Source organism: Streptomyces tateyamensis (assembly GCF_003205575.1).
GTDB lineage: Bacteria > Actinomycetota > Actinomycetes > Streptomycetales > Streptomycetaceae > Kitasatospora > Kitasatospora tateyamensis.
In genome coordinates, this window is sequence record NZ_PYBW01000145.1 from 1 (window position 1) to 16,401 (window position 16,401).

Below are 16,401 nucleotides of genomic sequence, written 5' to 3' on the forward strand. Positions count from 1 at the left end.
GGTGAACTTCAGGGTGACGGTCTGGCCGGCGTAGGAGGAGAGGTCGAAGGACTTCTGCACGTAGCCGGTGGCGGCGTTGACGTTGGAGTAGGTGGCCAGCGAGGTGCCGTTGGCCGTCACGGTCAGCTTGTCGTAGGCGGTCGAACCGGTTTCGGCGGTGTCGATGTGCAGCCAGAAGCTGAAGGTGGCCTTGCAGCCGGCCGGGATGGTGACGGTCTGCGAGACGGTGTCGGTGTGGGCGGAGCCGTAGCCGTTCATCCAGGCCTTCCAGGAGCCGCTGTGGGCGGCCTCGGAGGAGCTGTTGTCGACGACGCCGGTGGAGGTGGTCCAGGGGGCGGCGGTGCCGGTCTCGAAGCCGGCGTTGCCGAGCAGCTGGGCGGCGGTGCAGCCGGTGCCGCCGCCGCCCACGGTCCAGGAGAAGGTGGTGGAGCCGGTGGCGCCGGTGGTGTCCTTGGCGGTGACGGTCACCGAGGAGGTGCCGGCCGCGGTCGGGGTGCCGGAGATCAGGCCGGAGGTGCTGATCGACAGGCCGGCCGGCAGGCCGGTGGCCGAGTAGGTCAGGGTCTGGCCGGTGGCCGAGTCGCTGCCGCTGACCTGCAGGCTCGCGGCGGTGCCGACAGTGCCGTTCTGGCTGCCGGGGTTGGCCACGGTGACCGTGTTGCCCGGGGTGCTGGTGCCGCCGAGCAGGGCGGTGGTCAGCGCGTCGGCGACCGGGGTGCCCCAGCCGGTGACCTGGTCGTAGCCGGTCTTGGTGCTGAAGTCCTGGTTCTTCCCGCTGGTCACGTCGTGGAAGGAGGCGCCGTAGGAGGAGGAGTTGGCGACCTGGTAGAGCGCCGGGTTGGCCGGGCCCAGGTTGGGCTTGGCGGCCGCCTTGGCCTTCTGGTTGAACAGCGCGGCGTAGCCGGACCACAGCGGGGCCGCGGCGCTGGTGCCGCCGTAGACCTGCCAGCCGGCGCCGGTGCTGCCCTGGGTGTAGATGGCGAAGCCGCTGGCCGGGTCGGCGTTGGAGGAGACGTCCGGGACGGTGCGCATGGTGCCCGTGACGCCGGTGCCGGTCTGCCAGGAGGGCTTGCTGAACTGGGTGGAGACGCCGCCGCCCGCGGTGCTCCAGGCGCTCTCCGAGGAGTAGCTGGTGCCGGAGACCGTGAGGTTGGTCCCGCCCACGCCGGTGACGTTCGGGTCGGAGGCCGGGTAGTCGACCGACTTGACGGTCGAGCCGCTGGTCGAGCGGGTGCAGTCGCGCGAGCCGTCGTCGCCGGAGGCGGAGAAGACCGACATGCCCTGGGCGGCGGCCTGCTTGAAGGAGTTGGCGACGGTGTTCATCACCGAGGCGGTGGTGTCCGGCTCGCAGGAGCCCCAGGAGATGGAGATGACCGAGACCTGGTTGTCCGCCACGATCTTGGCGGCCATGTCGATCTCGCCCTGGTCGCTGTTGGGGGCCTCGTAGACCAGCTGGGTGGCCTTGGGCGCCACGCCGCGCACGATCTCCGAGTCCAGCTCCACCTCGCCCTGGCCGTCGCCGGGCTTGCTGTCGTAGTTGGCGCCGTCCACCGAGACCGTGCTGACGGCCGGGCCGGTCAGGCCGTACTGGCTGTCGTAGGTGGTCAGGTTGGAGCGGGTGTAGCCGTCGAACTCCCAGAGCGCGACCTTCACGCCGGTGCCGTCCGCGCCGACCTTGTTGAGGTTGTAGGCGCCGTCGTACTGGCTCGGCCCGAAGCCGCCGGGGGTGGCGTTCGGGGTGGCCGCGTTCGGCTTGGCCAGCCGGGTGGTGCGCACGGTGTGGTTGTTCAGGCCGTTGACGCCCACCACCAGGGAGGCGACGTCGGCCGGCAGCGAGGCGGCGCCGTCGTTGGCGAAGAAGGAGCGCTGCGCGGCGGCGTCGAAGTAGGAGCTCTCGTGGGTGCCGAAGGCGGTCTGGATCTGCTCGGCCGAGCCCTGCACGTCGATGACCTGGCGGTTCGCGCTGACCGAGGCGGTCAGGCCGTGCGAGGTGAGGTACGCCACCACGTGGTCCACGTCGGCCTGGGCCGGTGCGTAGCGGGCGGTGAACTGCTCCGGGGTCAGGTACCGGCCGTAGCCCGCCGACTTCGGGTTGGCCACGTCGGCGAGGAACTGGTCCAGGCCGGCCTCGTTGCGCAGCTTGAGGCCGACGGCCACCGAGAGCTTCTCGGCGGCGGGCAGGTCGCCCTGCTTCTGCGAGTGCGCGACCGCCGGGGTGACGGTGTTCGGCAGGGCCACCCGGGCCGTGACGTCGGGGGTGGCGGCCTGGGCGCTGACGAGGCCCAGCGAGGCGGCCGAGAACGGCAGCAGGGCTATGGCAGCGGCGAGGGCGAGGGAGCGGGGGCGCACGGGACCTCCTTGAGCCGGCCTGCGGGCCGGAGGGGGTGGGGGCGTTCGGGGTCGAGAACGCTTCCGAAGAAGATCCCAGAAGTAGCCTGGGAAATGCGCAAAGAAAAGGTAAGGAGATGCTAAATAACAGTCAAGTGTGAAAACGGCCGACCGTGAACAGAATTAGCCGTTTTCTATTCAGTGAATACATTTGGCCCGGGCTTTTCGGGAACGCGGCGGGCGGATTATTCCGGACAAGTGGTCTGGACCGGTACGGCGAAGTCGAACCAGCGGTGCGGCGGTCGCGGACGGACACCGCGCCGTCGTTGTTCCGGAATTGGCCGGATCAGGTGCCTGGGCGTCAGAAGACCGACGGCGCGGTGCGCACAGGGCGCACCGCGCCGTGGCGGTGGGAGAAGCGGCCGGCGGTCAGTGGTCGGGCGCGCCCAGCCACTGGGTGAGGGCGCCGCGCAGCTCGCCGCGGCTGGGGTCGGCGGCCGCCCAGGCCGCGTACCCGTCCGGGCGGACCAGCAGGACGGTGGCGCGCAGCTTGCCGTGCGGGTCGGCCGGGGCCACCTGCACCACCCGCTCGCCCCACTCCTGGGCCACCTCCGGCTCCAGGTCAGAGAACGGCGCCCCGGGCGCCCGCTGGTCGGTGCTGACCAGGACGAAGCTGCCGCCGCGCAGCGCCTCGTAGAGCCGGCTGGGCCGGCCGGGCGCGTCCACCGCCAGGCGCAGGTCCGGCACCCGGCGCCCGGCCAGCGGGTGGGCGCCCGGCTCGGAGCGGTAGGCGATCCCGATCCCGGAGACGGTCCGCGCGCCGCGGGTCACCAGCGGCCCGAGCCGGTCGGCCAGCGAGGTCACCACCGAACGGGCGGTGCGGGCGGCGCTGCTGCGGGCCAGCGCGAGCCGGACCAGGCCGCCGGAGGTGCGCAGCACCAGCTTGCCGACCGGGTGCCGCTCCTCCTGGTAGCTGTCCAGCAGCACGGCCGGCCAGTGGCCCTTGACCACCGCGGCCAGCTTCCAGCTCAGGTTGGCCGCGTCCTGCAGACCGGTGTTCATGCCCTGGCCGCCGGCCGGCGAGTGGCAGTGCGCGGCGTCCCCCGCCAGCAGCACCCGGCCGTCCCGGTAGCGCGGCACCTGCCGCTCGTCGCTGTGGAAGCGCGACATCCAGCGGGCGTCGTGCAGCCCGTAGTCCGCGCCCAGGGTGCGCCGGGTGATGTCGGCGATCTCGGCCAGCTCGACCGGTGCGTCGTCCGGCAGCTGCCTGGTCCGGTCCCAGGCGAGCACCCGGTACCAGCCGTCGCCGAAGGGGGCCAGGAAGCCGAAGCCGTCCTCGGTCGCGCCGACGGTGAGCACCGTGCTGGGCGCCCGCTCCAGCCGCACGTCGGCCAGCAGCACCGAGCTGACCACCGACTCGCCCGGGAACGGGATCCCGGCCAGCTCGCGCACCGCGCTGTGCACCCCGTCGGCGCCGACCAGGTAGTCGGCCCGATGCACCGTCAGACCGCCCGGTGTGCGGGCCTCCACGGTGACCCCGTGCGCGTCCTGCCGCAGCCCGGTCACCTCGTGCTCCCGCAGCAGCACCGCGCCCGCCTTCAACGCCCGCTCCTGGAGCAGCCGTTCGGTCTGGTACTGCGGGGTGATCAGGACGAAGGGGAACCGGGTGGGCAGCGTGGACAGGTCCAGGTTGAGCTTGCCGAACAACTGCAGCCGGTCCACCGCGGTACCGGTGGCCACCAACTCCTCGGCCAGGCCCCGGGCGTCGAACAGCTCCAGGGTGCGGGCGTGCACCGCGAACGCCCTGGTCAGGTTGGACTCCTTGCCGCGCTTGTCCAGCACGGTCACCCGCAGGCCGGCGGCCGCCAGGTCACCGGCCAGCAGCAGGCCGGTGGGGCCCGCACCGACCACCAGTACGTCCGACTCGGTCACCTGGTCGGTCATGCGCATCCTCCGTACTCGGCAGCTGCCAGGGCCCGCCGGTGCACACTTTCAGGCCCCTCTCAGCTTCCCATCATCGCGGGCCCATGCGGCGCTGTGAATCTCCTTCGCATGACAGAGTCCGCGCCCCAGGCCCCGCTCGCCCCGATCCGGCCGGTGGCCGTGCGCACCCGGTCGGTCGAGGTCGTGGTGCCGGTCTACAACGAGGAGCACGTGCTGGAGCAGTGCGTGCGCCGGCTGCACGGCTACCTGGCCGAGACCTTCCCCTACCCGTTCACCGTCACCGTCGCCGACAACGCCAGTACCGACTCCACCTGGCGGGTCGCCACCGCGCTGGCCGCCGAGTTCGCCGAGGTCCGCGCGGTGCACCTGGACCTCAAGGGGCGCGGCCGGGCGCTGCGCGAGGTCTGGGGCGCCAGCGAGGCCGACGTGGTGGCGTACATGGACGTCGACCTGTCCACCGGGCTGGAGGCCTTCCTGCCGCTGGTCGCCCCGCTGCTCTCCGGCCACAGCGACCTGGCCATCGGCAGCCGACTGCACCGCGGTTCGGCGGTGGTGCGCGGACCGAAGCGCGAGTTCATCTCGCGCACCTACAACGTGCTGCTGCGCGCCACCATGGCGGCCAAGTTCTCCGACGCCCAGTGCGGTTTCAAGGCGGCCCGCACCGAGGTGATCCGGCGGCTGCTCGGCGAGGTGGAGGACAACGCCTGGTTCTTCGACACCGAGTTGCTGCTGCTCGCCGAGCGCACCGGGCTGCGGATCCACGAGGTGCCGGTGGACTGGGTGGACGACCCGGACAGCCGGGTGGACCTGGTGCGCACCGCGCTGGACGACCTGCGCGGGATGGCCCGGGTGGCCCGCCGCTCGCTGGCCGGCGCGGCCCGGGTGGAGCTGCCACCACGGGTCCGCCAGGCCAAGCTGGCGCCGGGCCTGGGCTGGCAGTTGACCAGCTTCGCGGTGATCGGGGCGGTCTCCACCCTCGCCTACGTGCTGCTCTACCTGGGACTGCGGCAACTGCTGCCGGCGCTGGCGGCCAACTTCCTGGCCCAGGCGCTGACCGCGGTGGCCAACACCGCCGCCAACCGGCGCTTCACCTTCGGGGTGACGGGGACCCGGGACCGGCTGCGGCACCAGGTGGAGGGCGGCCTCGCCTTCCTGATCGGGCTCGCGCTGAGCAGCACGGCGATCTGGCTGCTCGGCGCGGCGGCCCCGGGGGCCTCGCACGGGGCCGAGCTGGCCACCCTGGTGCTGGCCAACGGGCTGGCCACGGTGGTGCGGTTCGGGCTGCTGCGCGGCTGGGTCTTCCACCCGCGCCGGGCCCGCTGACGGTCCGTCGGCGGAACGGGGTGACGGAGCGTCAGCGAGCCGGGTTGCGGGAGCGTCAGACGGCGGGGAGGGTCAGACGGCGCCCACGTAGGCCGCCAGGTGCTCGCCGGTGACGGTGGACCGGGCGGCCACCAGCTCGGCGGGGGTGCCCTCGAAGACCACCCGCCCGCCGTCGTGGCCGGCCCCGGGGCCGAGGTCGACGATCCAGTCGGCGTGCGCCATCACCGCCTGGTGGTGCTCGATCACGATCACCGACCGGCCGGCGTCCACCAGCCGGTCCAGCAGCCCGAGCAGCTGCTCGACGTCGGCCAGGTGCAGGCCCGCGGTGGGCTCGTCCAGCACGTAGACCCCGGCCTGCTCGGCCATCTGCGCGGCCAGCTTGAGCCGTTGCCGCTCGCCGCCGGAGAGCGTGGTGAGCGGCTGACCGAGGGTCAGGTAGCCCAGTCCCACGTCGGCCAGCCGCTCCAGCACCCGGTGCGCCGCCGGGGTGCGGGCCTCGCCGGCGCCGAAGAACGCGGCCGCCTCGTCCACCGACATCGCCAGCACCTCGCTGATGTCCCGGCCGCCCAGGTGGTACTCCAGCACCGAGGCGTCGAACCGCTTGCCGCCGCACTCCTCGCAGACGGTGGCCACTCCGGCCATCATCGCCAGGTCGGTGTAGATCACCCCGGCGCCGTTGCAGCCCGGGCAGGCGCCCTCGGAGTTGGCGCTGAACAGGGCCGGCTTGACCCCGTTGGCCTTGGCGAAGGCCTTGCGGATCGGGTCCATCAGGCCGGAGTAGGTGGCCGGGTTGCTGCGCCGCGAGCCGCGGATCGGGCTCTGGTCGATCGCGACCACCCCGCCCGGCACGCCCCGGGACCACTGCGGCAGCGAGCCGTGCACCAGCGAGCTCTTGCCGGAGCCGGCCACGCCGGTGACCACGGTGAGCACCCCGAGCGGCAGGTCCACGTCCACCGCGCGCAGGTTGTGGCTGCTCGCGCCGCGGATCTCGGCCGCCCCGGTGGGCGTGCGGACCTTCTCCTTCAGCCGGGCCCGGTCGTCGAAGTGGCGCCCGGTGCTGGTGCCGCTGCCGCGCAGCCCCGCGACGCTGCCCTCGAAGCAGACGGTGCCGCCGGCCGGCCCCGCGCCCGGGCCCAGGTCGACCACGTGATCGGCGATCGCGATGGTCTCCGGCTTGTGCTCCACCACCAGCACCGTGTTGCCCTTGTCCCGCAGCCGCAGCAGCAGCTCGTTCATCCGCTGGATGTCGTGCGGGTGCAGGCCGGTGGTGGGCTCGTCGAAGACGTAGGTGGTGTCGGTGAGCGAGGAGCCCAGGTGGCGGATCATCTTGACCCGCTGCGCCTCGCCGCCGGACAGCGTGCCGGCCGCCCGGTCCAGCGACAGGTAGCCCAGGCCGATCTCCACGAAGGAGTCCAGCAGGTGGCGCAGCGAGCCGAGCAGCGGGGCCACCGTCGGTTCGTCCAGTCCGCGCACCCAGTCGGCCAGGTCGCTCAGCTGCATCGCGCAGGCGTCGGCGATGCTGACACCGCCGATCCTGGAGGACCGGGCCTGCTCGCTCAGCCGGGTGCCCTCGCAGTCCGGGCAGGCGGTGAAGGTGACGGCGCGCTCCACGAAGGCCCGCAGGTGCGGCTGCAGCGACTCCTGGTCCTTGGACAGCATCGACTTCTGCAGCTTGGGGATCAGGCCCTCGTAGGTGAGGTTGACGCCCTCCACCTTGACCTTGCGCGGCTCGCCGTACAGGAACTCCTGCCGCTCGGCCTCGGTGAAGTCGCGGATCGGCTTGTGCGGGTCGAGCACGCCGGACTCGGCGTACAGGCGCACCGTCCAGAAGCTGTCCGACTTCCAGCCGGGGATGGTGAACGCGCCCTCGGCCAGGGACTTGGCATCGTCGTAGAGCTGGGTCAGGTCGATGTCGGTGACCGAGCCGCGGCCCTCGCAGCGCGGGCACATGCCGCCCAGCACGCTGAAGCTGCGCCGCTCCTTGACCTGCTTGCCGCCGCGCTCGACGGTGACCGCGCCCGCTCCGCTCATCGAGGGGACGTTGAAGGAGTACGCCTTGGGCGAGCCGAGGTGCGGCTGCCCGAGCCGGCTGAACAGGATCCGCAGCATCGCGTTGGCGTCGGTGGCGGTGCCGACGGTGGAGCGCGGATCGCCGCCCATCCGCTGCTGGTCCACGATGATCGCGGTGGTCAGGCCCTCCAGCACGTCCACCTCGGGCCGGGCCAGGGTGGGCATGAAGCCCTGCACGAAGGCGCTGTAGGTCTCGTTGATCAGCCGCTGGGACTCGGCGGCGATGGTGCTGAACACCAGTGAGCTCTTGCCCGAGCCGGAGACCCCGGTGAAGACGGTCAGCCGGCGCTTGGGGATCTCGATGCTGACGTCCCTGAGGTTGTTCTCACGGGCGCCGACCACTCGGATCAGATCGTGGCTGTCGGCAGCGTGGCTCGCGGTGTCTGCGTTCATAGCGGCCAGGCTAGGCCTGCCGCGGGCCCCGGCGCTTCTCGGTTCCTGACCGGCGCGGGGGTGCCGTCCCAGGGCACCCCCGCGAGCCGCTCAGACCTCCTTGCGGAAGGCCTCGGCCACCGAGAGGAAGAGGTCGTTGGCCGCGGTCTCGCCGATCGTCACCCGCACGCCCTCGCCCGGGAACGGCCGCACGATCACCCCGGCCGCGCCGGCCGCCGCGGCGAAGTCCACGGTCCGCTCGCCCAGCCGCAGCCAGACGAAGTTGGCCTGCGACTCCACCAGCGGCCAGCCCTGCTCGCGCAGCGCCGCGCTCACCCGGGTGCGCTCCTCGACCAGCGCCTGCACCCGCACCAGCAGCGCGTCCTCGGCCCGCAGCGAGGCCACCGCGGCGTCCTGGGCCAGCTGGCTGACCCCGAACGGGACCGCGGTCTTGCGCAGCGCGGTGGCCACCGGCTCGTGCGCGATGGCGAAGCCGACCCGCAGCCCGGCCAGGCCGTAGGCCTTGGAGAAGGTGCGCAGCACGCAGACGTTGGGCCGCGAGCGGTACAGCTCGACGCCGTCCGGGACCTGCTCGTCGCGCAGGAACTCGCGGTAGGCCTCGTCCAGCACGACCAGGATGTCGCCGGGCACCGCGGCCAGGAACCGCTCCAGCTCGGGGCGCCGGATCGCGACCCCGGTCGGGTTGTTCGGGTTGCAGACCAGGATCAGCCGGGTCCGCGGGGTGATCGCGGCCAGCATCGCGTCCAGGTCGTGCGCCTCGTCGCCGGTCAGCGGCACCGGCACCGGCGTGGCCCCGGCCACCTGGGTGATGATCGGGTAGGCCTCGAAGGATCGCCAGGCGAAGATCACCTCGTCGCCGGGGCCGGCCGTGGCGAGCACCAGGGACTGCGCCACCGAGACCGAGCCGGTGCCCAGCGCGACGTGCTCGGCGGGCACCTCGAAGCGGCGGGCCAGCTCCTCGGTCAGCTCCACGGCGGCCATGTCCGGGTAGCGGTTGAACGAGCCGGCGGCGGCCACCGCGGCCTCCAGCACGCCCGGCAGCGGCTCGTAGGGGTTCTCGTTGGAGGAGAGCTTGAAGGAGTCGGCGCCGGCGGGCTTGCCGGGCTTGTAGGTGGGGATGCCGTCCAGGCTGGCCCGCAGCCGCGGTCCCTGCGCTGCCGTTCCGCTCATCTCGTGTACTCCTGGTTTCTCGGTTCGGGCCGGCCCGGTGGGGCGCGCCCGGTACCGGTTCTGCGCCCTGTTCGCGCCCGGGCGCTGGTGCGCGCGCCGGTGGCGTACGGGGCTTCCTGTCCCCGGTCGGGTGCCCAGAACGATACCGAGCGCGCTCACCCGTGCGGGTGAGATGTTCGGCCTGGTCACCGGCGCGGATCAGCCATTGTCTCTTGTTCCTATGGCACATGTCAGAGGTAATCGACCGAAAACAGACCACCGATCCAAGGGGTCGGCGCGGCGCGGTCGTGAAGAAACGGTTCTGCCGAGCCGCCGGACGGCGTGGTTCAACCAGGAGCTGACGCACCATACGATCGGTGGGCCATGACAGCAGCAGCCAACCAGAGCGGTCGGCGACCCACCACCACCTCACGACGTCTGGAGCGGGCCGGCATCCGGGATGTGGCAGCAGCCGCCGGAGTGTCCATCACCACCGTCTCCGACGCGCTGAACGGCAAGGGGCGCCTGCCAGACGAAACCCGCAGCCGAGTGCGCGAAGTAGCCGAGCGCCTCGGCTACCGGCCGTCCGCCGCCGCCCGCACGCTGCGCACCGGCCGGTCCGGCCTGATCGGACTGACCGTCACCACCTACGGCGAGGAGCCCTTCACCTTCACCGAGTTCGCCTACTTCGCCGAGATGGCCCGGGCCGCCACCAGCGCCGCGCTCGGCCGCGGCTACGCGCTGGTGGTGCTGCCCGCCTCCTCCCGGCACGACGTGTGGAGCAACGTCGCGCTGGACGGCACCGTGGTGATCGACCCGGCCGACCAGGACCCGCTGGTGAGCGAGCTCTACCGGTCCGGGGTCCCGGTGGTCAGCGACGGCAAGCCGGGCAACTGCCCGGTCACCGCCTGGGTGGACAACGACCACGAGGCCGCCGTGCTCGGCATCCTGGAGCACCTCAGCGAGGCCGGCGCCCGCCGGATCGGTCTGCTCACCGGGACCAGCACCGACACCTACACCCGGCTCTCCACCGAGGCCTACCTGGGCTGGTGCACCCGGGTGGGCCAGGAGCCGGTCTACGAGGCCTACCCGGCGCACGACCCGGCGGCCGGCGCGGTGGCCGCCGACCGGCTGCTGGCCCGCCCGGACCGGCCGGACGCGGTCTACGGCCTCTTCGACCCCAACGGCACCGACCTGCTGGCCGCCGCCCGCCGCTACGGGCTGCGGGTCCCGGACGACCTGCTGCTGGTCTGCTGCAGCGAGTCCGACGTCTACGCCGGGACCGAGCCGCCGATCACCACCCTGTCGCTCAAGCCGCGCCGGATCGGCACCACGGTGGTCAACCTCCTGATCGACGCGATCGAGGGGGTGGACTCCGGCGCCGGCCTCACCCCGGACACCCCCACCGCCGGCGCCCGGCTCTTCCCGCCCCGGTACCGCACCGCGGGCACCGGTCCGCCCCCGGGCACCCTGATGCCCACCGAGCTGATCGTCCGGGCCTCCTCGCAGCGCCGCAGTCCCCGAACCACCGTCAGCCCGCCCCGGGCCCCCGGTGAGGTCTGAACCAGCGGCGGAGCGTCCGCGGCGGCCCTGGCACGGATTGGATACCCACCGGGTGAGGACTAGGGGAGAGCGGTCTTCCTATGATGGGCGGATGACACCCGAGGACCGCTATCCCGGGCCTGACCCGCACCACGCAGGCCGCCACCCGCAGCAGGACCTCGACGTGCTGCCGTACGGCTCGTACTTCGAGCCCAATCCCCCCCAGGAGCACCCGGATTCGGCGGCCGGGGCCGGCGAGCCCACCGGGCTGCCCGGCGGCCAGGACGCCACCCAGAGCGGCTACGGCGGTGCGCGCTACCTGGAGCAGCACTGGCCGGTGGCCGGCCACCCCATGCCCACCGCGTACCCGGTCTTCCAGGCCTCCGAGCACCGCGAGCCGGCCGCCGAGGACCCGCCGACCATCGAGCTCGGCCCGCCGATCAGCGAGGACGACCTCTACGTGGCCGGCTACCCGCAGCCCGCCGCCGACCCCGGGCCGGTCGGCCCGCTGTACGTGGTCGGCGACGTGCACGGCTACCTGGACGAACTGCTGCACGCACTGCACCAGCAGGGCCTGGTGGACGCGGAGGGCCACTGGTCGGCCGGCCGCGCCCGGATCTGGTTCCTCGGCGACTTCACCGACCGCGGCCCCGACGGCATCGGGGTGATCGACCTGGTGATGCAGCTGGCCGCCGAGGCGGCCGCGGCCGGCGGCTACTGCCGGGCCCTGATGGGCAATCACGAGCTGCTCTTCCTGGGGGCCCACCGGTACGGCGACGAGCCGGTGCAGTCCACCGCCGGCACCGCCTCGTTCCGCGCCGCCTGGCTGCTCAACGGCGGTCAGCAGCACGACCTGGAGCGGCTGCAGGGCCACCACATCAGCTGGCTGAAGCGGCTGCCGGCGATCGCGCTGGAGGACGGCCACCTGCTGCTGCACTCGGACACCACCGCCTACCTGGAGTTCGGCGCCTCGATCGCCGAGGTCAACGACGCGGTGCACGGCCTGCTGGCGGACGAGGGCGCGGACGAGTGGTGGGACGCCTTCCGCCGGTTCACCAAGCGGTTCGCCTTCCGTGGCCCGGGCGGGCCGATGGCGGCCGGCGAGCTGCTGGCCACCTTCGGCGGGCACCGGGTGGTGCACGGGCACAGCCCGATCCCGTACCTGACCGGCGAGGCCGGCAACGACAGCGGCGAGCGGCCGTACGTGCCGGGTCCGTACATCTACGCCGACGAGCTCGCGGTGGCGATGGACGGCGGGGTGACCATGGAGGGCCGGCTGCTGGTGGCCCGGCTGCCGGTGGACTGAGCCCGGTCCGGCCCCAACCCGTCCGGGCTCAGCCCTGGTCGGCGCTGGCGGCGGCCAGGGTGGACCGGTAGCGGGTGGCCAGCGCGGTGTTGGCCAGGCAGAGCAGCGCGAAGCCCAGGCCCGAGCCCCAGCCGGCCCGGTCGCCCAGGGCAGCCGCGGCGCTGCCGAAGACCAGCGCCTTGACCGCGAGCACGGCCGGCACCGGCAGCCGCACGGGTGCCTTGGGTGCCGCGTACCGGCCCCAGAGGAGCGCGGCCAGCAGCGGCAGGCCCAGGCCCAGCAGCAGGTGCAGCGGCAGCGAGTGGCCCAGGGTGAAGCCCCACCAGGCCAATAGGCCCAGGGCCGCCAGCTCCAGCAGGAAGGCCAGCGCCTCGTTGGCGACGCGCACGGGACCGGGGATCATGGCCCGCACCCTAACCGAAATCCGTGGCTCCGGGCAGGGTCGGAGGTCTGGCGGATCCCGGTGGACCGCAAGGTATTTCGGCCACCCCGCAAGTCGGCCGGGGCGGCGGACCAGAGCGGTGCGTAATCCAAGCTCAACGCCGTCGTGACAGGCCGGATTCCCGGCTACGGCGGAGTGTGACGCGGCTGACATGTCGTCAGAAAACGGCTGGATCTCGCTCCTCCCTTGGAAGCAACTCCCTTTCTGATCACAGCGGTTGACCTGTCCTGATGGCCCTGGGTGGTCGGCCGGCAGCGGTCGGTGGAAGCGAATTCCGGCAAGGGTTTTCGTGATTGACCGAAAGTCAATTCGATCTTGTTACGTTGATTGACGAGAGCCACTCCAGTGACGGGATCACCCTGATGACTGTTCTGATCGACGCTCCGTTGACCGACCTGCGCGACCGCGAGCCGGCCCCCCAGGCCCCGCAGGTCCCCCAGGCCCCCACCGACCGGCTGGCCGAACTGCGCCGGATCCGCGAGCAGGTGGCGGCCGGCCCGAGCCACCGGGCTACCGAGGCACAACGCGCCAGGGGCAAGCTCACCGTGCGCGAACGCCTGGACCTGCTCTTCGACGAGGGGTCCTTCACCGAGGTCGAGCCGCTGCGCCGGCACCGTGCCCAGGGCTTCGGCCTGGAGGCGAAGAAGCCGTACGGGGACGGCGTGGTGACCGGTTGGGGCACCGTGCACGGCCGTACCGTCTTCGCCTTCGCGCACGACTTCCGGGCCTTCGGCGGCTCGCTGGGCGAGGCGCACGCGCAGAAGATCCACAAGATCATGGACCTGGCGCTGGACGCCGGGGCGCCGCTGGTCTCGCTCAGTGACGGGGCCGGCGCCCGGATCCAGGAGGGGGTCACCGCGCTGGCCGGCTACGGCGGCATCTTCCAGCGCAACGTCAAGGCCTCCGGGGTGATCCCGCAGATCAGCGTGATCCTCGGCCCGGCGGCCGGTGGCGCGGCCTACTCCCCGGCGCTGACCGACTTCGTCTTCATGGTCGAGGACACCGCGCAGATGTTCATCACCGGGCCGGACGTGGTCCAGGCGGTCACCGGCGAGGCGGTCAGCCACAACCAGCTCGGCGGCGCCCAGGTGCACGGCTCGGTCTCCGGGGTGGCGCACTTCGTCCACGACAACGAGGCCGACTGCCTGGCCGAGGTGCGCTACCTGCTCTCGCTGCTGCCGCAGAACAACCGCGAGGTGCCGCCGGCCGAGCCGACCGCCGACCCGGCCGACCGCGCCGCCGAGCGGCTGCGCGAGCTGGTTCCGGCCAACCCCAACCAGGCCTACGACATGGCCGAGGTGATCGCCGAGCTGGTGGACGACGGCGAGTGCCTGCAGGTGCACGAGGGCTGGGCGCGCAACGTGATCACCGCGCTGGCCCGGATCGACGGCCAGGTGGTGGGCATCGTGGCCAACCAGCCGCAGTACTTCGCCGGCGTGCTGGACATCAGCGCCAGCGAGAAGGCGGCCCGGTTCGTGCAGTTCTGCGACGCCTTCAACATCCCGATCGTCACCCTGGTCGACGTGCCCGGCTTCCTGCCCGGCGTGGACCAGGAGCACAGCGGCATCATCCGGCACGGCGCCAAGCTGCTCTACGCCTACTGCAACGCCACCGTGCCGCGGATCCAGCTGATCCTGCGCAAGGCCTACGGCGGCGCCTACATCGTGATGGACTCCCGCTCGATCGGCGCCGACCTGTCCTACGCCTGGCCGACCAACGAGATCGCCGTGATGGGCGCCGAGGGCGCGGCCAACGTGATCTTCCGGCGCGAGATCGCCGCCTCCGACGACCCCGAGGCGACCCGGGCGCAGAAGATCAAGGAGTACAAGACCGAGCTGATGCACCCGTACTACGCGGCCGAGCGCGGCCTGGTCGACGACGTGATCGACCCGGCGGAAACCCGCCAGGTGCTGGCCCGGGCGCTGGCCATGCTGCGCACCAAGTACCGCGCCCTGCCCACCCGCAAGCACGGCAACCAGCCGGCCTAGGAGGACGTCGTGGTGGAGCTGGACATCGTGCGCGGTGAGCCGACCGCCGAGGAGATCGCCGCAGTCACCGCGGTGCTGCTGGCCCGTGCCGCCGTCGGCGCGGTGCGGCCGGCCCGGCCCGCCGGGCGGTCACGGGCGGGCTGGGACCGGTCCTGGCAGGGGCGGCGCGAGGCCGTCGCCGGGGGCTCCTGGGTCAGTGTTCCTGACTGACCGTCAGGAGCAGCGGGTTACGCTCACGCAGCCGCGGACCGTGCGGCCCCGGGCGCCCCACCGCCGGGACCGCGCGGCCCCGGCGCCAGGGAAACCGGAAGACGGAACGGAGTCCGTGCGATGCTCGACCTGACCTGCCTGGGCCTGACCCCGGCCGCCGTCGCGGTCTACCGCCACCTGCTGGAGTACCCCGAGCAGGCGGGCGAGGTCTGCCACCCGGAGACCGCGACGGCGCTGGACCTGGACTACGACACCGTCTGCGACGCGCTCACCGAGCTGCAGCAGTACCTGCTGCTCAGCCAGGACGAGCAGGGCGAGCACCAGCTGGCCGATCCGGCCATCGGCATCGAGCGCCTGATCGAGCAGCGGTTCACCGAGCTCAACGAGACGCTGCGCCGGGTGGCCGCCGCCCGCACCGCGATCGGGGAGCTGTCGCGCGCCTTCGAGCTCGGCCGCTCCCGCGAGCTCCCGGTGGAGATCGAGCGGTTGGAGGAGCCGCTGGCCATCGAGGCGCGGCTGGACAACCTGGCCTTCTTCACCACCGCGGAACTGATGTGGATGCACCCGCAGTTCGGCCAGGCCCAGATCGAGGCGGCGCGCGCGGTGGACCTGCGCTGCCTGCACCGCGGCCTGCGGGTGCGGGCGGTGGTGACCCGGTCGGCGGTGGCGGACCCGCTCGCCCTGGCCTACCTGCGCGAACTGGTCGGGCTCGGCGCCGAGGTCCGGGTCTCGGCCCAGCCGCTGGACCAGATGGTGGCGTTCGACCGGTCCACCGCGGTGCTGCCGGTCTCGCCGGTGCCGCACGAGGAGGACCGCGGTTACCTGGTGATCCGCCAGCCCAGCCTGCTGGCCAGCATGGTCCGGCTGTTCGAGCAGATCTGGGCGGGCGCGGTCGGCCTGGCCCAGCTGCTCGAGGAGAGTGCGGCCGAGAGACCCACCGAGGTCGAGCGGGAGGTGCTGCGGATCCTCGCCGAGGTGGACAAGGACGAGGTGGGGGCCCGCCGGATGGGGGTCTCGCTGCGCACCTTCCGGCGGCACGTGGCCGAGCTGATGCAGCGCCTCGACGCCGGCAACCGCTTCCACGCCGCGCTGCTGGCCAAGGAACGTGGCTGGATCTGACCGGTCCCCACCGGTACTCCACCGCCTCACCCGACGCACTCTGTGCAGTCGGGACGTGACTGTGTCATCATCGGAGTGGCAAAGCTCTGATAAGTGCACGGAGGCTTGAGATGAGTCTGGATGCTGATCTCATGGGACCGCGCGCCGGCTGGCGCCTGGGCCAACTGGTGAAGCGGCTCGACCAACTGCTGGCAGCGGACAAGAGCGAGGTACTGCGCAAGTTCGACCTGACCATGCCGCAGTACTCGACGCTGGCGGCGCTGTCCGCCTCCACCGGGATGTCCGGGGCCCAGCTGGCCCGGGCCTCGGGGGTCACTCCGCAGACCATGGCGATCATCCTGGGCAACCTGGAGGTCAAGAGCCTGATCGAGCGCACCCCCTCGCCGCTGCACCCCAAGGTGCTGGTCACCAAGCTGACCCGGGAGGGCCGGGCGCTGGTGAAGAAGGCGGACACCCAGGTGCAGGCGCTGGAGGACCAGCTGGCTGACGCCTACCAGGAGAGCGAGCAGGCGCAGCTGCGCAGTCTGCTGGACCGGGCGATCAGCCTGCTGGAGAACTGAGGCAGTCGACAGCGCAGCGGGCCGGCC

General features: G+C 72.4%; 12 protein-coding genes. 7 read left to right on the top strand and 5 right to left on the bottom strand.

Going from position 1 to position 16,401, the window contains the following annotated elements:
* Together C7C46_RS29955 and C7C46_RS29960 are read right to left on the bottom strand one after the other, a co-directional pair.
* A partial coding sequence (locus C7C46_RS29955) for a protease pro-enzyme activation domain-containing protein (RefSeq protein WP_110673073.1) occupies positions 1-2,349 on the bottom strand: 2,349 nt, incomplete at its 3' end.
* Positions 2,350-2,757: 408 nt separating this feature from the next.
* A complete protein-coding gene (locus C7C46_RS29960; protein WP_110673074.1) occupies positions 2,758-4,272 on the bottom strand; it encodes an FAD-dependent monooxygenase in 1,515 nt (504 codons plus the stop codon).
* 108 nt (positions 4,273-4,380) lie between these two features.
* On the opposite strand from C7C46_RS29960, the gene C7C46_RS29965 reads away from it, so the two are divergent.
* Positions 4,381-5,595, top strand: coding sequence for a bifunctional glycosyltransferase family 2/GtrA family protein (locus tag C7C46_RS29965; protein WP_110673075.1), 1,215 nt, complete (start codon positions 4,381-4,383; stop codon positions 5,593-5,595).
* Positions 5,596-5,667: 72 nt separating this feature from the next.
* Here the strand turns inward: C7C46_RS29965 and C7C46_RS29970 are convergent, their stop codons facing one another.
* Complete coding sequence (locus tag C7C46_RS29970; protein WP_110673076.1) at positions 5,668-8,058, bottom strand: ATP-binding cassette domain-containing protein; 2,391 nt, start codon at positions 8,056-8,058, stop codon at positions 5,668-5,670.
* Between the two features lie 90 nt (positions 8,059-8,148).
* Complete coding sequence (gene hisC, locus C7C46_RS29975; protein WP_110673077.1) at positions 8,149-9,228, bottom strand: histidinol-phosphate transaminase; 1,080 nt, start codon at positions 9,226-9,228, stop codon at positions 8,149-8,151.
* Positions 9,229-9,591: 363 nt separating this feature from the next.
* Here hisC and C7C46_RS29980 point away from each other — a divergent pair, with 363 nt between their 5' ends.
* Together C7C46_RS29980 and C7C46_RS29985 are read left to right on the top strand one after the other, a co-directional pair.
* Positions 9,592-10,770 (top strand): LacI family DNA-binding transcriptional regulator, encoded by a 1,179-nt coding sequence (locus C7C46_RS29980; RefSeq protein WP_110673078.1) that lies wholly within the window; start codon positions 9,592-9,594, stop codon positions 10,768-10,770.
* Positions 10,771-10,861: 91 nt separating this feature from the next.
* Complete coding sequence (locus tag C7C46_RS29985; RefSeq protein ID WP_110673079.1) at positions 10,862-12,055, top strand: metallophosphoesterase; 1,194 nt, start codon at positions 10,862-10,864, stop codon at positions 12,053-12,055.
* 28 nt (positions 12,056-12,083) lie between these two features.
* Here the strand turns inward: C7C46_RS29985 and C7C46_RS29990 are convergent, their stop codons facing one another.
* Positions 12,084-12,458 (bottom strand): YrdB family protein, encoded by a 375-nt coding sequence (locus C7C46_RS29990; protein ID WP_110673084.1) that lies wholly within the window; start codon positions 12,456-12,458, stop codon positions 12,084-12,086.
* Positions 12,459-12,859: 401 nt separating this feature from the next.
* Here C7C46_RS29990 and C7C46_RS29995 point away from each other — a divergent pair, with 401 nt between their 5' ends.
* From C7C46_RS29995 to C7C46_RS30010, 4 genes are all read left to right on the top strand, one after another.
* Positions 12,860-14,485 carry an acyl-CoA carboxylase subunit beta gene (locus tag C7C46_RS29995; protein WP_110673080.1) on the top strand — a complete coding sequence of 542 codons (1,626 nt, stop codon included), beginning with the start codon at positions 12,860-12,862 and terminating at the stop codon, positions 14,483-14,485.
* Positions 14,486-14,494: 9 nt separating this feature from the next.
* Positions 14,495-14,695 (top strand): acyl-CoA carboxylase subunit epsilon, encoded by a 201-nt coding sequence (locus C7C46_RS30000; protein WP_110673081.1) that lies wholly within the window; start codon positions 14,495-14,497, stop codon positions 14,693-14,695.
* Between the two features lie 120 nt (positions 14,696-14,815).
* Positions 14,816-15,814: a helix-turn-helix transcriptional regulator gene (locus tag C7C46_RS37465; RefSeq protein ID WP_110673082.1), complete on the top strand. Its 999-nt coding sequence runs from the start codon at positions 14,816-14,818 to the stop codon at positions 15,812-15,814.
* A gap of 131 nt (positions 15,815-15,945) precedes the next feature.
* Positions 15,946-16,374: a MarR family winged helix-turn-helix transcriptional regulator gene (locus C7C46_RS30010; RefSeq protein WP_220040719.1), complete on the top strand. Its 429-nt coding sequence runs from the start codon at positions 15,946-15,948 to the stop codon at positions 16,372-16,374.
* The last annotated feature ends 27 nt before the right edge of the window (positions 16,375-16,401 follow it).